The following is a 14,852-nucleotide window of genomic DNA, read 5'->3' as shown; positions in this document are numbered from 1 at the left end:
ACGGCGAACGGAGCCCGACATGCTCGATCCGCGACTACACACGGCATGGTTGGTCAACGCGGCCTCGGGCGCCGCGGCGGCGACGGTTCGGGCGCCGATGGCTCGGCCGTATTCGCTGACCGGCGTGCGTGATCGGCTCGTGGTCACCGATCTCGAGGTCGTGACGGTTACCCACGACACGGCGATCCTCACCTGGTCCACGCATCGACGCGACCGTGCGGGACAGCTGCGTCCGGCAGCGGCCGACACCGAGGTGCGACTCGCCCCCGCCGACAGCTCGGCCACCGCTGTCACCCGATACCTCGACAGCCGTCGTACCGCACACCACTATGCCGAGGTGCGCGGGCTGGAGCCCGGCCGCCGCTATCGCTTCGTTGCCTGCTCGGACGGCGAACCCGCGGTACCCGGCCGCACCTGGGTGACCCGACGACCCGGAACTCCCGAGGTCACGGGCGTTTTCCTGACAGCACCGCCGCCGCAGGGGCGACTGCTGCGCACGATCGCGCTCGCCAACGACCTGCACTGGGGCGAGGATCGCAGCGGCTTGATCGTCGCGGGGCTGCCGCCGGGGCTGCGACACGACGACGGCCACTACCCCCAGGTGATGACCGAAGCGCTGCTGCACGACATCCGCCGACCCGAGCGCGCTGTCGACCACCTCGTCGTCGCGGGCGATCTCACCGATCGCGGCACCGCCGAACAATCCGCGGGCATCGCTGCGCGCCTGGATAGTTGGGGCTCGGCGGGCCGCGATCACTTCGTCTGCCGCGGCAATCACGACGTTCCACACGGGGCCGATGATCACTGGGGCAGCGTCTTTCAGCCTTTCGGGCAGCTCGCCTGTCATGAACTCGACGGCCTGCGCGTGATCGCCCTCGACACCACGCGCAAACGGGGTTCCGGCGGGACGATCGACACCGATCAACTCGCCCAGCTCCGCACGACACTCGCCACCGACCCCGATCGACCCACGCTGATCTTCGGACACCACCCCGCAACGCGCTATGCGGCGCTGAGCAATCCCGGCGGCCCCGGTTTCGTTCTCGATCGCGCGAGCGCGGCCGCACTCCAAGCGTGCTACGGAACCAGCCCCGGCGTCTTTCTGCACCACAGCGGCCACACCCACCGGAATCGCCGCAGTCGCCCCGATTCCGGCCGTGTCGAGTACCTCGAGGTAGCGGCCGTGAAGGAATACCCGGGTGGCTACGCCCTCCTGCGCATCTACGAACGCGGCTACACCGTCCACTTCCACCGCATCGCCGCCGCGGCCGCACTGGCCTGGACCAGCAAAACCCGCAAGCAGTACTTCGGACTGCACCCCGACCATGCCCTCGGCAGCCTCCCCGACCGCAATCACCGCGCACCTCACGACTTCTCCGGGGTCACCGCCCTGCGCTGAGGTGCCCGTCAGAACATTCGTACTGCGACCAATCGCCAACTGTCCTTGGAAGATTCGATGCGACCCGCGATGGCCAATGTCCGAGGGCCGCGTTGGTACGTGGCGAAGACTTCGGCGGCATCGCCCTCCACCGAGGTCAGGTGGAAGCGAGTCAAGGTGGCGGTCCCGAGATTTCGGTCGGGAGCCGAATCCTGCGCGAGCATCGTGTTGATGGCCGCCAGCGCCTTCGCGTCGGTGAACGCGCGCAGATGCGTGGACGATCTGCGCCGATCGACGACCTCGAGCAGGAGCCGCAAGACCTGCTCGGTGAATCGCTTCGCACTCGTGGACGGTCCGGCGGCGGGCGGCGCGCCCTGCGGGCACGACGCCCGCACTGCCCTGCGGATACCGGCCGGTGTGCCACCGGTCGCCCTGCGCCGAATCGATCCCCTGACTGGTTGGGACCCGACAACATGCACAGCCGCTGACCGATGTACCACGGCCCCGCCCTCCAGCTGCGGCTCGCAGTGCGGCGCGGGCGACAACAACACTCCATCCGTCGACATACTCGTCCCCTTCGAGTTCGCCCACCCACTCCCCAGCGGTGGCGCACAGCATTACACGGGGGTACGACAAGTGTTCGCGAAATCGGTGCAGGTCACCTCACGTTGTCCGGCCCGTCCTCAGAAGAGGGTCATCGGTTCATCGGGCTCGGGGACGGGTTGTGCGGGCAACTCGGGGACGATCGCGCGGACCTCGTCGTGGAAGCGGCGGGCCAATCCACGGGCGGCGGCGTTGTCGGGGGTGTGCACGAAGACCGTGGGCGAGCGACCTTCGCGCAGCCATCCGGCGACGGTCTCGATCCACGGCTGCCAGCCCGCTACGGTGCGTTCGGCGTCGGCGCGGCCGTGATATCGCACGATCGGGAACTCGGTCAGCGCCCGCATCCGGCGCGGCACCCGCGGCTTCTTCGCCCTCGCCTCGTATTCCGACGGGTCGCCGGGTGGACCGTCGAACAGGACCGTCGTATCGAACGGCACCCATTCGGCCCCGATCCGCCCGAGCACCCGTTCCAGCTGCACCGCGGCCCGTTCGTCGTCGAAGAACGCCGGATGACGCACCTCCACAGCGCACCGCAGCCCACCGGGCAGCTCCCGCTGGAAGCGGGCGAGCGCGCCCAGATCGGTCGGCCCGAACGACGCGGGCAATTGGATCCACAGCGCGTGTACCCGCGGCCCGAGCGGCGCCATCACGTCGAGAAACGCGCCGAGTTCGGCACCCGCGTCGACGAGCCTGCGCTCGTGCGTCACCGCCCTCGGCGGTTTGAGCACGAACCGGAAATCGGGTGCGGTCTGCCTGACCCACGACTCGACGGTGGACGCGGACGGCGTCGCGTAGAACGTGGTGTTGCCCTCGACCGCACCGCAATGCCCGGCGTATGCGCGCAGCCGCTCCCCCGACGCGGGCATCCGCTGCTGCCACTGGGGGTGGGTCCACATCGCACACCCCATCCGCAGCTCACGCACAGGCCGACGGTAGTACAGCGACCGGCCGCCCTTAAAATGAGACCGGTTGCCACCATTTCGCCCATTCGCGGGTGGCGGGAGTACGGAAAGGGCCTGTGATGGCGATCCTCACCACCGAGCGGCCCAGCGCTGTCTCCGTCAGCCGCGCCTGGCTCGGCGTGTCCGCCGCCATGGTGGCGATCGCGTGGGGCGGCAACGAGTTCACGCCGCTGCTGGTGATGTACAAGGCCCACGGTCTCGCGCTGACCGCTGTCGACCTGCTGCTGTTCTACTACGTCCTGGGCATCGTGCCCGCCCTGCTCATCGGCGGCCCGCTCTCGGACAGGTTCGGCCGCCGCCCGCTGATGCTGCCCGCACCGCTGATCGCCGCGGCCGGTTCGCTGCTGCTCGCGGCGGGCGCGGCCTCGGTGCCGATGCTGGCTGCCGGGCGGATGCTGTGCGGCGTCGCGCTCGGACTGGCGATGGCGGTCGGTGGCAGCTGGCTCAAGGAACTGTCGCAACCGCCGTTCGCCGCGGCCGCCACGGGCAAAGGGGCCCGCCGATCCGCGATGAGCCTCACCGCGGGCTTCGCCCTCGGCGCGGGCGTGGCGGGAACCCTCGCGCAGTGGGGTCCACTGCCGGATTCGACCGCCTATCTCGTCAACGCGGCGCTCTGCGTCGCGACCGCGTTCTGGGTGGCTCGAACACCGGAAACCGTGACCCGCCGAGCGAGTCCGGGCAGACTGCGCGACGACCTGAAGATCCCCGCCGCCGGGCACCGACGATTCCTGCGCGTGGCGGTGCCGATCGCGCTGTGGTTGTTCACCGCGAACGCCACGGCCTACGCCGTCCTGCCGACCCTGATGTCGCCACGCGTGCAGCAGGCCCCGATCGCCTTCTCCGCCCTGGTCACCATGGTGACGCTCGGCTGCGGATTCACCATCCAATCGGCGGCGCGACGCATCGACCGCCCCGGCACCGCACGCGCCGGGGTGATCGCGCTGGTGCTGCTCACCACGGGCATGGTCCTGGCCGCGTGGACAGCGGCCACCCTGAGCATCTGGGTGACCCTACTGACCGCCGTCGTGCTCGGCAGCGGCTACGGCATCGGCCTCGTCGCCGGCCTCCAACAGATCGAACGCATCGCGGGCCCCGGCGATCTGGCCGGCCTGAACGCCGTCTTCTACTCGGTGAGCTACCTCGGCTTCGGCGTGCCCGCGGTCCTGTCGGCCCTGCACAGCAGCCTCGGTTTCGGCTACCCGGCCATGTACCTGGTCACCGCCGCGACCGCCGCGTGTTGTCTCGCGCTCGTGGCCGCGAATTACCGCGAACGAAGCTGAGCGACAACCCTTCCGCCTTCGCGGCGCACTACGGTGGATCGGGTGAGCGCCGACCCTGTCGAAACCCTCGTCCGCTGGCAGGATTCCGGCGCGATCTGGCGGGTCGTCGGGCGCCGACCGGACGCGGTGACCATCGCCCTCTACGAATGCACCGGCGGACAGGAAGTAGACCGCTTCACCTCCGCCGATCCGGCCCTGCTCCGGTTTCTCGGCGAACGCGCCACCAGCGAGGACTGACCCGCCCGCGGTGAACGGAGCTACGCTGGTTGGCGCTATCGCTTCACGCCCGCCGGCCGTACACGGCCGGGTCGCCCAGTGAGGAGAGACCGGGGTCGAGGTCAGCTGCGGAGCTGAGCGGCGCCGAGCACAGGAGAGCGCATGTCAGGACGACGTTTTCGCGCAGGCCTCGCCGCCGCGCTCATGGTGCTGGTCGCGGCCTGCGGTAGCTCGCCCACCGACTCCGAGCCCGAATCCGCCGCCCCACCGGCACCGGCGATCTCGGTCGCACCGGTCGACGGCGCGACCGAGTTCGATCCGCTCGCCCCGGTCCGGGTCAGCACCAGCGACGGGCAACTCACCGCGGTCACGATGACCAACGAGCAGGGCGGCACGGTCGAGGGCATCCTCACCCCCGACCAGTCGGCATGGAAGCCGTCGGAACCGCTCGGCTACGGCCACACCTACACGGTCACGGCCGAGGCGGTCACCGTCACCGGCCGGGTCGGGCCGATCACCTCGTCGTTCACCACCCTGGCACCCAACAACCAGACCAAGGTCTATTTCCGAACCACCGGCGGTACCGAACTCTCCCCGTCGAGCACCTTCGGCGTCGGCACCGTCGTCGTCGCGCACTTCGACGAAGACATGCCGGATCGAGCGACGGCCGAGAAACACCTGTCGGTCACCACCGACCCGCCCGTCGCCGGCTCCTGGTACTGGCTCGACAATCGCAACGCCCATTGGCGCCCCGCGAACTACTACGCGCCGGGGACGAAAGTCACGCTCGCCGCCGACATCTACGGCAAAGACCTCGGCGGCGGCCTCTACGGCCAGGAAGACACCAGGACCAGCTTCACCATCGGCCCCTCGCACGTCTCGATCGTCGACGACAACGACAAGCAGGTGCAGGTGTACGAGAACGGCACACTGATCAAGACGATGCCGACCTCACTGGGTATGGGCGGCAGCCAGACCGTCGCGGGCAAGACCATCACCTTCTGGACCCAGCCGGGGGTCTACACCGTGATGGACAAGGCGAACCCGGTGATCATGGATTCCTCCACCTACGGCCTGCCGGTGAACTCGCGGCTCGGCTACAAGGAATCCATCGGCTGGGCGACCAGGATCAGCACCGACGGCATCTATCTGCACCAACTCGACGACACAATCTGGGCGCAGGGCAACACCAACGTCTCACATGGCTGTCTCAATCTCAGCGGCGAGAACGCGCGCTGGTTCTACGATTTCTCCCAACCCGGCGACGTGGTCGACATCAGGAATACCGGCGGCGCCCCGCTCGAGGTGTGGCAGAACGGCGACTGGAGTGTGCCGTGGGAACAGTGGCAGGCAGGTAGCGCACTGCGGTGAACGGGGACAACGAATTTCCGGTGGGGGCGCCCCGGGAGACGACAAGGCGGGGGCCACAGCGCGTCGGCAGTCACATCGTCGACCACCGCGCGCCCCGGCGTGGAAGCGCCCGCCGCGCCGGATTGATCATGGCCAGGATGCTCGTGGCGACGACGGCGCTGGCGGTACTCGCGGGCACCGGCCTCGCCTGGTCGGCCAAGCAGGACTTCGATTCCGGCTTCACCCATTCCACCGCGATCGGTGAGGACGCGCCGCGTTCGGGCGGCGGCGCCGTCAACATCCTGCTGATCGGCTTGGACACCCGCAAAGACCTCAACGGCAACGACCTGCCGAAGGAGATTCTCGACCAGTTGCACGCCGGTGACGGCACCGAGGGCGGCTACAACGCGAATTCGCTGATCCTGCTCCACATTCCGGCCGACGTGAGCAAGGTCGTTGCCTTCTCCATCCCGCGTGACGACTACGTTCCGGTGACCGGCATTCCCGGGTACCAGCAGATCAAGATCAAAGAGGCGTACGGCCTGAAGAAGGCCGCGGTGCAAGCGAAGTTGATCGAGCAGGGCGAGAAGGATCCGGTGGTGCTGGAGCGCCGCGGCCGTGAGGCCGGACGCGCGTCCATCGTCACCACTGTCCGCAATCTCGTCGGCGTGCCGATCGACCGCTTCGCCGAGATCTCCCTGGCGGGCTTCTACGACCTGGCCACCGCGCTGAACGGCGTCGACGTCTGCCTCAACCACGCCGTCGACGACAGCGAGTTCTCCGGTGCGGTCTTCCCCGCGGGCAGGCAGCATCTCAACGGTTCGCAGGCCCTCGCGTTCGTTCGCCAACGCCACGGCCTGCTCAACGGCGACCTCGATCGCACCCACCGCCAGCAGGCGTTTCTCACCTCGGTCGCCAAGTCGCTCAAAGACTCCGGGACGCTCACCAACCTGAGCAAGCTGTCGGCGCTGATGGATGTGGCGCACCGCGATGTGGTGCTCTCCGACGGCTGGAATCTGTTCGACTTCGCCCGCGACCTCGGCGCCGCCGGGTCGGTGCCGGTGGAGTTCCACACGCTGCCGGTGCTGCGCTACGACGTGATCGACGGTCAGGACGTGAACATCGTCGACCCGGCCGCGATCAAACGGGAGGTCCGGGCGGCGTTCGGCCAGGAAGTACCGAAAACCTCTACCACGGCCCCGATTCCGGCAAGCGTGGTGGATGTGCACAATGTGGGCTCGGCGAGCGGTCAGGCCGCGGCGCTCTCGGCCGCGCTGACAACCCGCGGCTACGGTGCGGGCGTGATCGGCAACGGTGACTCGAGCGACGGTCAGTATTCGACCGTCACCTACGGCCTCGGCGCCGAAGACGACGCGCGCGCACTGGCGGAACTCCTCGGTGGACTACCGGTGTCCGCGTCGCCATCGGTGGAGGACGGACGGGTCCGGATCGCCCTCGGCTCCGACTTCACCCTGCCCACCGAGCTGAGCCCGACCACATCGACGACCACGCCCCCGACCACCACGACATCCGGATCGACGCCACTGCCCGACGCGGGGAAACCGCTGTCCACCACTATCGACAGCACCATCCCCTGCGTCAACTGAGCTGCCCGGTGACACGTTCGGCCACCGGGAATATCCAGTGGCCGAACGGTCCTCACTCCTCCGGAGCGTCCGGATATGCCTGCTGCCGGTATCCGCCGCGCAGCGTGCCGTCCAGATACGCGGCCTTGCAGGCTCGTCGGGCGATCTTGCCGCTCGACGTCCGCGGAATCGACCCCGCGGGCACCAGCAGCAGATCCCGCACCATCACCCCGTGCCTGCGCGCGATGGCCGCACGCACCGTGTCCGTGATCGGCCCCGGCTCGAGTTTCGCCGCACCCGTACCTCTTTCGGCGACGATCACCAATTGCTCCGCCGCCGGATCGGACACGGGCCCGGCCTCGAGCACCGGCGCGGGCAGTTGGCCCGCCTGCACCGAGAAGGCCGCGATGAAACCGGGCCGCAGGGCGGTACTGGCTTCCTGCGCCGAGTACTCGAGATCCTGCGGATAGTGGTTACGCCCGTCGACGATCACCAAATCCTTCACGCGCCCGGTGATGAACAGCTCGCCGCCGTGATAGGCGCCGTAATCGCCGGTCCGCATCCACTTCGCGTCATCGGGCGCACCCTCGGCGCGACTACCGACCGGCAGGCGCGCGCTCACCCGGTTGTGGAAGGTTTCCTCGGTCTCCGCCGGCCGCCCCCAGTACCCGATGCCCATATTGTCACCGTGCAACCAGATCTCGCCGACCTCGCCGTCGCGGCGCTCGGCCCCGGTGCCAGGATCGACGATCACCGCCCACTGCGACCGCGCGACGTGTCCGCACGACACCTGCGCCACCGCGTTCGCGGCATGCTCGTCGCACTCCACCATCCGGCCGTCGTTCAGCTGGCCACGATCGACGTAGACCACGCGCGCCTCGTCATCGCGCTTGGTCGCCGAGACGAACAGCGTTGCCTCGGCCATCCCGTAGCACGGCTTGATCGCGGTCTTGGACAGCCCGTACGGCGCGAAAGCCTCGTTGAACTTGCGCATCGAGGCCACCGACACCGGCTCGCTGCCGTTGATCAGGCCGATCACATTCGACAGGTCGAGGCTTTCGTCACCCTTGGGCAACCCGCGCATCGCGGCGTGTTCGAAGGCGAAGTTCGGTGCCGCCGAATAGATTTCGGCACCGTCGGCCTGTGCGGCCAGTTCCTTGATCCAGCGCGCGGGCCTGCGCACGAACGCGCTCGGCGACATGATGGTGATGAACTTGCCGCCGATGGTCGGCAGGATCACCGTGAGCAGTCCCATGTCGTGGAACAGCGGCAGCCAGGTGACCCCGCGCGCGTTCTCGGTGATCCCGATGGCATCGATCATCTGCAGCAGGTTGGTCCCCACCGAGCGGTGGGTGATCTCGACACCGGCGGGCACCCGAGTGGATCCCGAGGTGTACTGCAGGTAGGCCACGCTGTCGATATTGATGTCGGGCCTGCGCCACCGCGTGCCGACGGTGTCGGGAATCGCCTCGACCGCGATGATTCTCGGCCGTTGCGCGGCGGGCTGTTCGCGGAAGAAGTTGCGCACCCCCGCGGCCGCGCTGCCGACGGTGAGCACTGCGGCGGGTTCGCAGTCGCCGAGGACGGCGTGCAGCCGGTCGCTGTGCCCCTGCTCCTCCGGATCGAACAGTGGCACAGCCACATTCCCCGCGTACACCGCCGCGAACAGCGCGACGACGTAGTCCAGCCCCTGCGGCGCCAGCACCGCCACCCGGTCACCCGGCTTTGTCACCTGTTGCAATCGCGCGGCCACCGCGCGCAGCCGCACGCCGAATTCGCGCCAGGTCAGTTCCTGGTATTTCCCCTCACGTTCGGTTGAGTAGTCGATGAAGCGGTAGGCCAGGTCGTCCCCGTTGGCCTCGCTGTGTTTGTCGACGAAGTCGATCAAGGTCTGATCGCCGGGAATCCGGATAGTCCCCAGTTCGTCTACATAGTCGTCGAAAGTCTCGCCGATCATTCCCAATCCTTTTCAACGCACATTGACTCCGAACCCGCCACGGATAGGCGAATCGTCAATACCGCCCGAACGAGATCGCCACGTTGTGACCGCCGAAACCGAAGGAGTTGTTCACCGCGTAATCGATGCGACCGCGCCGCGCCTGACCCGATACGACGTCCAAATCGATAGCGGGGTCCTGATTGTCCAGATTCAGGGTCGGCGGAACGATACTGTCGCGCACACTGAGCACGGTCAGGACCGATTCGAGCGCACCGACCGCGCCGATCGAATGCCCGAGTGCCGATTTCGGCGCGTACACCGAGGCGTGCGAGCCGATGGCCTTGGCGATCGCATTGGCCTCGGCGGTATCGCCGATCGGGGTCGCGGTGGCGTGGGCATTGATGTGAGTGACGTCGGTGCGGCTGATCCCGCCGGTCTGCATCGCCCGCGTCATCGCCCGCGCGGCGCCGGTGCCCTCGGGATCCGGTGCCACGAGGTGGAATCCGTCGGAGGTGACGCCCGCGCCGAGCAGGCGCGCGTGGATCGTCGCGCCACGCGCCTTGGCGTGTTCCTCGGTCTCGATCACCATCATCGCGCCGGCCTCGCCGAAGACGAACCCGTCGCGGTCCGCGTCGAAGGGGCGCGAGGCCGCCTTGGGATCGTCGTTGCGGGTGCTCATGGCCCGCATCTGCGTGAACGCCGCGATCGGCACCGCCTGGATGGAACCCTCGACGCCACCGGTGACCACGATGTCGGCATCGCCCATCACGATCATCCGCCACGCGTTGGCGATGGCCTCCGAGCCCGACGAGCAGGCCGAAACGGGCGTGGAAACCCCTGCGCGCGCACCCAATTCGATGCCGACGCAGGCCGCGGGGCCGTTGGGCATGATGGCCTGCACGGTAAGCGGGGAGACCTTGCGGTAGCCGCCGTTGCGGAGCCGGTCGCGGGCGTAGATCAGCGATTCCGCGCCGCCGAGGCCGGTGCCGATCGAGACGCCGAGCCGGTCGCGGTCCACTTCGGGACTACCCGCGTTGCGCCACACCTCGCGGCCGAGGACCACCGCCATCTGTTCGACGTAGGACAGTTTGCGCGCCTCTTCGCGGGTGAGCGAGAGGGTGGGCGACACTTTCAGGTGGCCGCCGATCCGCACCGGAAGTTCGAAGTCGTCGATGAAGGAGTCTTCCAAGACGTCGATTCCGCTCTCGCCGTTGAGCAGACCTTTCCAGGTCGAGTCGACGTCGCCCGCGATCGACGTGGTCGCCGCCAGGCTCGTGACCACGATGTCCGTCATAATTTTTCGCTCACTCTCTCTAGCTATGCCACGACTGAACGGGAACCGCTGATGGAGCTGAACTGGTGGAGCGTATATGCACACGACGCGACGCGCCCAAATTCCGAACAGTGCCGAGGAGCACCGTGTCGTTTCCAGGCGCGATGCGCCGGGTCTATTGTGACGACGGGCAACACTACCGGACCGACGCAACTCTCGCTTTTCACTAACCGGAAAGGGCTAACGAGCGTGGCCAGGAACCTGACCCAACTGGAACTACTGATCGAGCTGGAACCCATCGCCGCGAGCAATGTAAACCGCCATCTTTCGATGGCCAAGGACTGGCACCCGCACGATTATGTGCCGTGGGACCGCGGCCGCAACTTCGCGGCCATGGGCGGAATCGATTGGGACCCAGAACAATCCGCCCTCAGCGAACTCGCCAAGGCGGCGATGGTCACCAACCTGCTCACCGAGGACAACCTGCCCTCCTACCACCGTGAGATCGCCGAGAACTTCTCCAAGGACGGTGCCTGGGGCACCTGGGTAGGCCGCTGGACCGCCGAGGAGAACCGCCACGGGATCGTCCTGCGCGACTACCTCGTGGTGACCCGTGGGGTCGACCCGGTCGCGCTCGAGCAGGCACGAATGATCCACATGACCAACGGATATTCGGCGATGGCCGTCGTGGACGACAAGGCGCCGGGCTTCGACATCCACACCTCGACCGGTGCCGGATTCTTGTTCTCCGTCGCGTATGTGACCTTCCAGGAACTGGCCACCAGGGTCAGCCACCGCAATACCGGTCGAGTCTGCGACGATCCGATCGCCGACCGCATGCTCGCCCGCATCGCCGCCGACGAGAACCTGCACATGATCTTCTACCGCAACCTGTGCGCCGCCTCGCTCGACCTGGCTCCCGACCAGACCATCGAGGCGATCAACACCATCGTGCAGAACTTCCAGATGCCCGGCGCGGGCATGCCGGGCTGGCGGCGCAACGGCGTGCTGATGGCCAAGCACGGCATCTACGACCTGCGCCAGCATCTGGAAGAAGTCCTGATGCCGGTGTTGCGTAAGTGGGAAATCTTCGAGCGCAACGACTTCGGCGCGCGCGGCGAGCGGGCTCGCGAGGATCTGGCGGCATTCCTCGAGCGACTGCGCGGGGACGTGTCGCGCTTCGAGGAACAGCGGGATCGCTCACTCGCACGGGCGGCGGAGCGCCGGCGCGAAACGGTCTGATCGATTCCGGCCCGGCCGCTACCGGGCCGGATCGCGGCGCGCGTCGTTCTTGTTGCGATACATCGCCGCGTCGGCCGCGTGCACCAATTCGTCTACGGCGCCGGGCAATTGCTCGAAGAAGGCGACCCCGATACTGGCGCCGACGGCGAGCGTGTGTCCGTCCATCGCCAGCGGCTCGGTCAGCGCTGTCAGCAGCTCGTCGGCCAGCTTCGCCAATTGCGCTTCACCGGAGCAGTTTTCGACCAGCACGAGGAACTCGTCACCGCCGATGCGGGCGGCGAACGCGGCGGCCGGGCGCACCGCGTCGCGCATCCGGTCGGCCACGACCTGCAGCACACGGTCCCCGATCGTGTGACCCCACAGGTCGTTGATCTCCTTGAAGCCGTCCAGATCGAGGTAGCAGACCCCGATCGGGGATGTCGCGTCGGCGAGTCTGTTGAACAGGTGCGGGCGGTTCGGCAGACCGGTGAGCGCGTCGTGATTGGCATCGTGCCACAGGCGGTCGGCGAGCTGCTTGCGCTCGGTGACATCGACCGCGACGCCGATCAGGAACTCGATACTGCCGTCGGTTCCGCGCACCGCCGACATCGACAGGTCGATCGCGGTGACCCGGCCGTCGGTGTGCAGGTGCTCGGTCTCGGTGCGGAAGCTCTCGGATTCGCCCGCGACCATGTGCTGGAGTTGTTCGAACGCGAAGTTCAGGTTGTGGGGGCCGAGGATATCGGCCACGGTCCGGCCCGGCATCGTCTCCGGGGTCCGGCCGAGCATCTGGGCCATGGTGGCATTGCAGTTCACCACCTGACCGGACATGTCGACGGTGCCGATACCGACGAGAGCGCCGTCGAAAACCGCCTCGAAACGGGCTTCCGACAGCGCTCGGCGGTTCTCGGCTTCCTGCGCCGCGGCGAGCACGGCGGCCAGCGTTGCCTCCTGCTCGGCCAGCGCGGCGGCCCGCAGCGCCGCGGTGAAGCCTGCCGCGAAGTCGGCGGCCAGCCGGATCGCCCGGTCGCGAATCCGCGGCAGCGCGGGGTCGCTGGGGCCCTCCGAGGCGATCTCGACCAGATCGGCGCACATCACCGGTACCGAACGGCTGACCGCCGCCGGATCACGGTAGTTGGCGGCGACCAGCATCCGAGCGGCCCGGCGCGCGATATCCGGATCGTCCCCGCCGCGCGCCGCGTCGATCAGACCGGTACAGAGGGCGGCCAGCATGTCTTCGATCTGCGAGCGGTTGAGAGTAGGAGCTACAACGCCGTCGAGGGCATCCGCCCACCGCTGCGCCAGCTCCCACGACCCCACTGCTTCATCCACCTGTCATCGTCTATCGCACCGCCATGTCAGGCGGTCTACTTCTTGATCGCGACTCCACCCAGGCCTAGTGAACGGCCGGGCTTTTCGTGCTGATCACGCTCGGACTCGGGCCGCCACAGCGGCAGCTCGACAACGCCGGGCTCGACCGAATCCCATCCCTCGAACAGTGCGACGATCTGATCCTTGGACCGGAAATGAATTCCGACCTTGGACTGGTTCACCGAGTGCGTACCCAGTTTACCGGCGTCATCAGGGCGAAGCTCGGACGTGAGATGTGAAATGGCTATGAAACTACCCGGTACCACAGCTTCCCGCAGCGCGGCCACCTTACCGACCGGATCGTCGACATCGGGTACCAGATGCAACACCGCGATCAGCAGCAATCCCACCGGCTCGTCGAAGTCGATGAGCCCGGTCCCGCGCACGGCGTCGACCAGGTCGGCGGACTTGCGCAAGTCGGCTTCGATCGCGCCCGCACGTTCGTTGCCCTGCAGGATGGTTCGCGAATGGGCGACCGCCACGGGGTCGATATCGACGTAGAGCACCCGCGCCTCCGGGTCGAGCTCGTGCACGATCTCGTGCACATTGCCCGCGGTGGGGATGCCCGACCCGATGTCGAGGAACTGCCGGATCCCCGAATCGAGCATGAAACGGACAGCACGGCGCAGGAACGCGCGATTGCTCAGCGCCAACCGAGGCAGGTCGGGTACGAGCCTGATCGCTGTCTCCGCGGCATCCCGGTCGACGGCGAAATTGTGCGAACCACCGAGCAAGGCGTCGTACATCCGAGCCGGGCTCGGATGCCGCATGTCGACACCCTCCGGCGCCCACAGTGGCCTGTCCATCGAAATCCCCTATCTGCCATACATCGACAGCGTCATCGCAACCCGCGATGACGCCAGTCGCATAGTAAACGGCGTCACCGACATCGGCGCGGCTATCGGTTAGCGGGGGTCACTTACTACCTCTCTGTGCCCTATGCGTTACTTCTCCGTGCCGTACGGCTGGGCCCACAGGGGGGCTACGTCCGGTGTCATCGTGGCGACTACCGGGATGCCGGCGGCCAGGAAATTGTCCAGAGCTCGGCGCATGTGGTCGGCGGAGGTTATGAGGACGGCTTTGTGCACGCCGAGGGCTTCCATCATGCGCGCCGAGAACTCCGCGTTCTGCACCGTGGATCCGGCCTCGGTCTCGGCGTGCAGCCGGTGCCCGGCGATGCCGCGAACATTGAGCCAGTCCGCCATCACCTGAGCCTCGGTGACACCGTTGCGCGGGTTACCACCGGTGACGATCACCGGGGACTCGGGTGACATGTAGGCCTGAATCAGGGCCGCATGCAAGCGATTACCCAATTCGGCCCGCATCGTGCCGTCGGGCAGCAGCCCGTATCCGAGCACCACGATCGCCGTCTCGGGCCCGTAGGTGGCAGGCAGCTCGATGCCCGCTATGCCGGCGATCGAATCGACCACACCGGTCAGCGGATCAGGCGCGGCGGTGCCGGAGGGTGCGGTAACGACGATCGTCGCGATCAGCGCGGCGGGCAGCACGAGCGCGGCCACGCCACGACACAGAGTCCGATGAGTGCAGAACCAGTCCATGGTGACCTCCCGAAGCGACGTCGCATCATCGTCGCTCACCGGGACTTCAGGCATGGAGGTTTTCTGAAATGTTGATGATTCGGATTGCGTGCCTCGGTGCAGGGATCATACTGG

Annotated in this window: 13 protein-coding genes; 6 read left to right on the top strand and 7 right to left on the bottom strand. The window is 67.5% G+C overall.

Going from position 1 to position 14,852, the window contains the following annotated elements; genetic code table 11:
- Positions 1-19: 19 nt before the first annotated feature.
- Complete coding sequence (locus NS1_RS14435) at positions 20-1,399, top strand: metallophosphoesterase family protein (protein ID WP_062985015.1); 1,380 nt, start codon at positions 20-22, stop codon at positions 1,397-1,399.
- Positions 1,400-1,407: 8 nt separating this feature from the next.
- Here the strand turns inward: NS1_RS14435 and NS1_RS14430 are convergent, their stop codons facing one another.
- Complete coding sequence (locus NS1_RS14430) at positions 1,408-1,944, bottom strand: Rv3235 family protein (RefSeq protein ID WP_157125215.1); 537 nt, start codon at positions 1,942-1,944, stop codon at positions 1,408-1,410.
- Between the two features lie 117 nt (positions 1,945-2,061).
- Complete coding sequence (locus NS1_RS14425; protein ID WP_245661382.1) at positions 2,062-2,904, bottom strand: DUF72 domain-containing protein; 843 nt, start codon at positions 2,902-2,904, stop codon at positions 2,062-2,064.
- A 98-nt stretch (positions 2,905-3,002) separates the two neighbouring features.
- On the opposite strand from NS1_RS14425, the gene NS1_RS14420 reads away from it, so the two are divergent.
- The 4 genes from NS1_RS14420 (at position 3,003) to NS1_RS14405 (ending at position 7,396) form a co-directional block, all read left to right on the top strand.
- Positions 3,003-4,223, top strand: coding sequence for an MFS transporter (locus NS1_RS14420; protein WP_062985009.1), 1,221 nt, complete (start codon positions 3,003-3,005; stop codon positions 4,221-4,223).
- Positions 4,224-4,265: 42 nt separating this feature from the next.
- Positions 4,266-4,460 (top strand): hypothetical protein, encoded by a 195-nt coding sequence (locus NS1_RS14415; protein ID WP_062985321.1) that lies wholly within the window; start codon positions 4,266-4,268, stop codon positions 4,458-4,460.
- Between the two features lie 141 nt (positions 4,461-4,601).
- The gene (locus tag NS1_RS14410) at positions 4,602-5,810 is read left to right on the top strand and encodes a L,D-transpeptidase (RefSeq protein WP_062985007.1); all 1,209 of its coding nucleotides are present in this window, start codon (positions 4,602-4,604) and stop codon (positions 5,808-5,810) included.
- Between the two features lie 128 nt (positions 5,811-5,938).
- Entirely contained in the window at positions 5,939-7,396 is a 1,458-nt protein-coding gene (locus tag NS1_RS14405; protein WP_084503733.1) for an LCP family protein, read from the top strand.
- Positions 7,397-7,448: 52 nt separating this feature from the next.
- Here NS1_RS14405 and fadD32 read toward each other — a convergent pair whose 3' ends face one another.
- Both fadD32 and NS1_RS14395 read right to left on the bottom strand, forming a co-directional pair.
- Positions 7,449-9,329 carry a long-chain-fatty-acid--AMP ligase FadD32 gene (fadD32, locus tag NS1_RS14400; protein WP_157125224.1) on the bottom strand — a complete coding sequence of 627 codons (1,881 nt, stop codon included), beginning with the start codon at positions 9,327-9,329 and terminating at the stop codon, positions 7,449-7,451.
- A 58-nt stretch (positions 9,330-9,387) separates the two neighbouring features.
- The gene (locus NS1_RS14395; RefSeq protein WP_255284545.1) at positions 9,388-10,635 is read right to left on the bottom strand and encodes a KasA/KasB family beta-ketoacyl-ACP synthase; all 1,248 of its coding nucleotides are present in this window, start codon (positions 10,633-10,635) and stop codon (positions 9,388-9,390) included.
- A 201-nt stretch (positions 10,636-10,836) separates the two neighbouring features.
- Between NS1_RS14395 and NS1_RS14390 the strand changes: the two genes are divergently transcribed.
- Positions 10,837-11,829, top strand: coding sequence for an acyl-ACP desaturase (locus NS1_RS14390; RefSeq protein ID WP_056821772.1), 993 nt, complete (start codon positions 10,837-10,839; stop codon positions 11,827-11,829).
- Positions 11,830-11,847: 18 nt separating this feature from the next.
- On the opposite strand, the gene NS1_RS14385 is transcribed toward NS1_RS14390, so the two are convergent.
- The 3 genes from NS1_RS14385 to NS1_RS14375 form a co-directional block, all read right to left on the bottom strand.
- Complete coding sequence (locus NS1_RS14385) at positions 11,848-13,140, bottom strand: sensor domain-containing diguanylate cyclase (RefSeq protein WP_255284533.1); 1,293 nt, start codon at positions 13,138-13,140, stop codon at positions 11,848-11,850.
- Between the two features lie 35 nt (positions 13,141-13,175).
- Complete coding sequence (locus tag NS1_RS14380; RefSeq protein ID WP_062985001.1) at positions 13,176-13,985, bottom strand: SAM-dependent methyltransferase; 810 nt, start codon at positions 13,983-13,985, stop codon at positions 13,176-13,178.
- A gap of 138 nt (positions 13,986-14,123) precedes the next feature.
- Positions 14,124-14,792 carry a YdcF family protein gene (locus NS1_RS14375; protein WP_255284532.1) on the bottom strand — a complete coding sequence of 223 codons (669 nt, stop codon included), beginning with the start codon at positions 14,790-14,792 and terminating at the stop codon, positions 14,124-14,126.
- Between the last annotated feature and the right edge of the window lie 60 nt (positions 14,793-14,852).

This window comes from Nocardia salmonicida NBRC 13393 (genome assembly GCF_001613085.1).
GTDB classification, from domain to species: Bacteria; Actinomycetota; Actinomycetes; order Mycobacteriales; family Mycobacteriaceae; genus Nocardia; species Nocardia salmonicida.
Note: the sequence above shows the minus strand (reverse complement) of the source record. Positions and strands in the feature narration are given on the sequence as shown.

What these genes read in the sequence shown, in the direction of transcription:
- NS1_RS14375 (WP_255284532.1), bottom strand. Translation starts at nt 14,792, where the DNA reads ATGCCTGAAGTCCCGGTGAGCGACGATGATGCGACGTCGCTTCGGGAG.
- NS1_RS14430 (WP_157125215.1), bottom strand. Translation starts at nt 1,944, where the DNA reads ATGTCGACGGATGGAGTGTTGTTGTCGCCCGCGCCGCACTGCGAGCCG.
- NS1_RS14410 (WP_062985007.1), top strand. Translation starts at nt 4,602, where the DNA reads ATGTCAGGACGACGTTTTCGCGCAGGCCTCGCCGCCGCGCTCATGGTG.
- NS1_RS14420 (WP_062985009.1), top strand. Translation starts at nt 3,003, where the DNA reads ATGGCGATCCTCACCACCGAGCGGCCCAGCGCTGTCTCCGTCAGCCGC.
- NS1_RS14380 (WP_062985001.1), bottom strand. Translation starts at nt 13,985, where the DNA reads ATGGACAGGCCACTGTGGGCGCCGGAGGGTGTCGACATGCGGCATCCG.
- NS1_RS14405 (WP_084503733.1), top strand. Translation starts at nt 5,939, where the DNA reads ATGGCCAGGATGCTCGTGGCGACGACGGCGCTGGCGGTACTCGCGGGC.
- NS1_RS14435 (WP_062985015.1), top strand. Translation starts at nt 20, where the DNA reads ATGCTCGATCCGCGACTACACACGGCATGGTTGGTCAACGCGGCCTCG.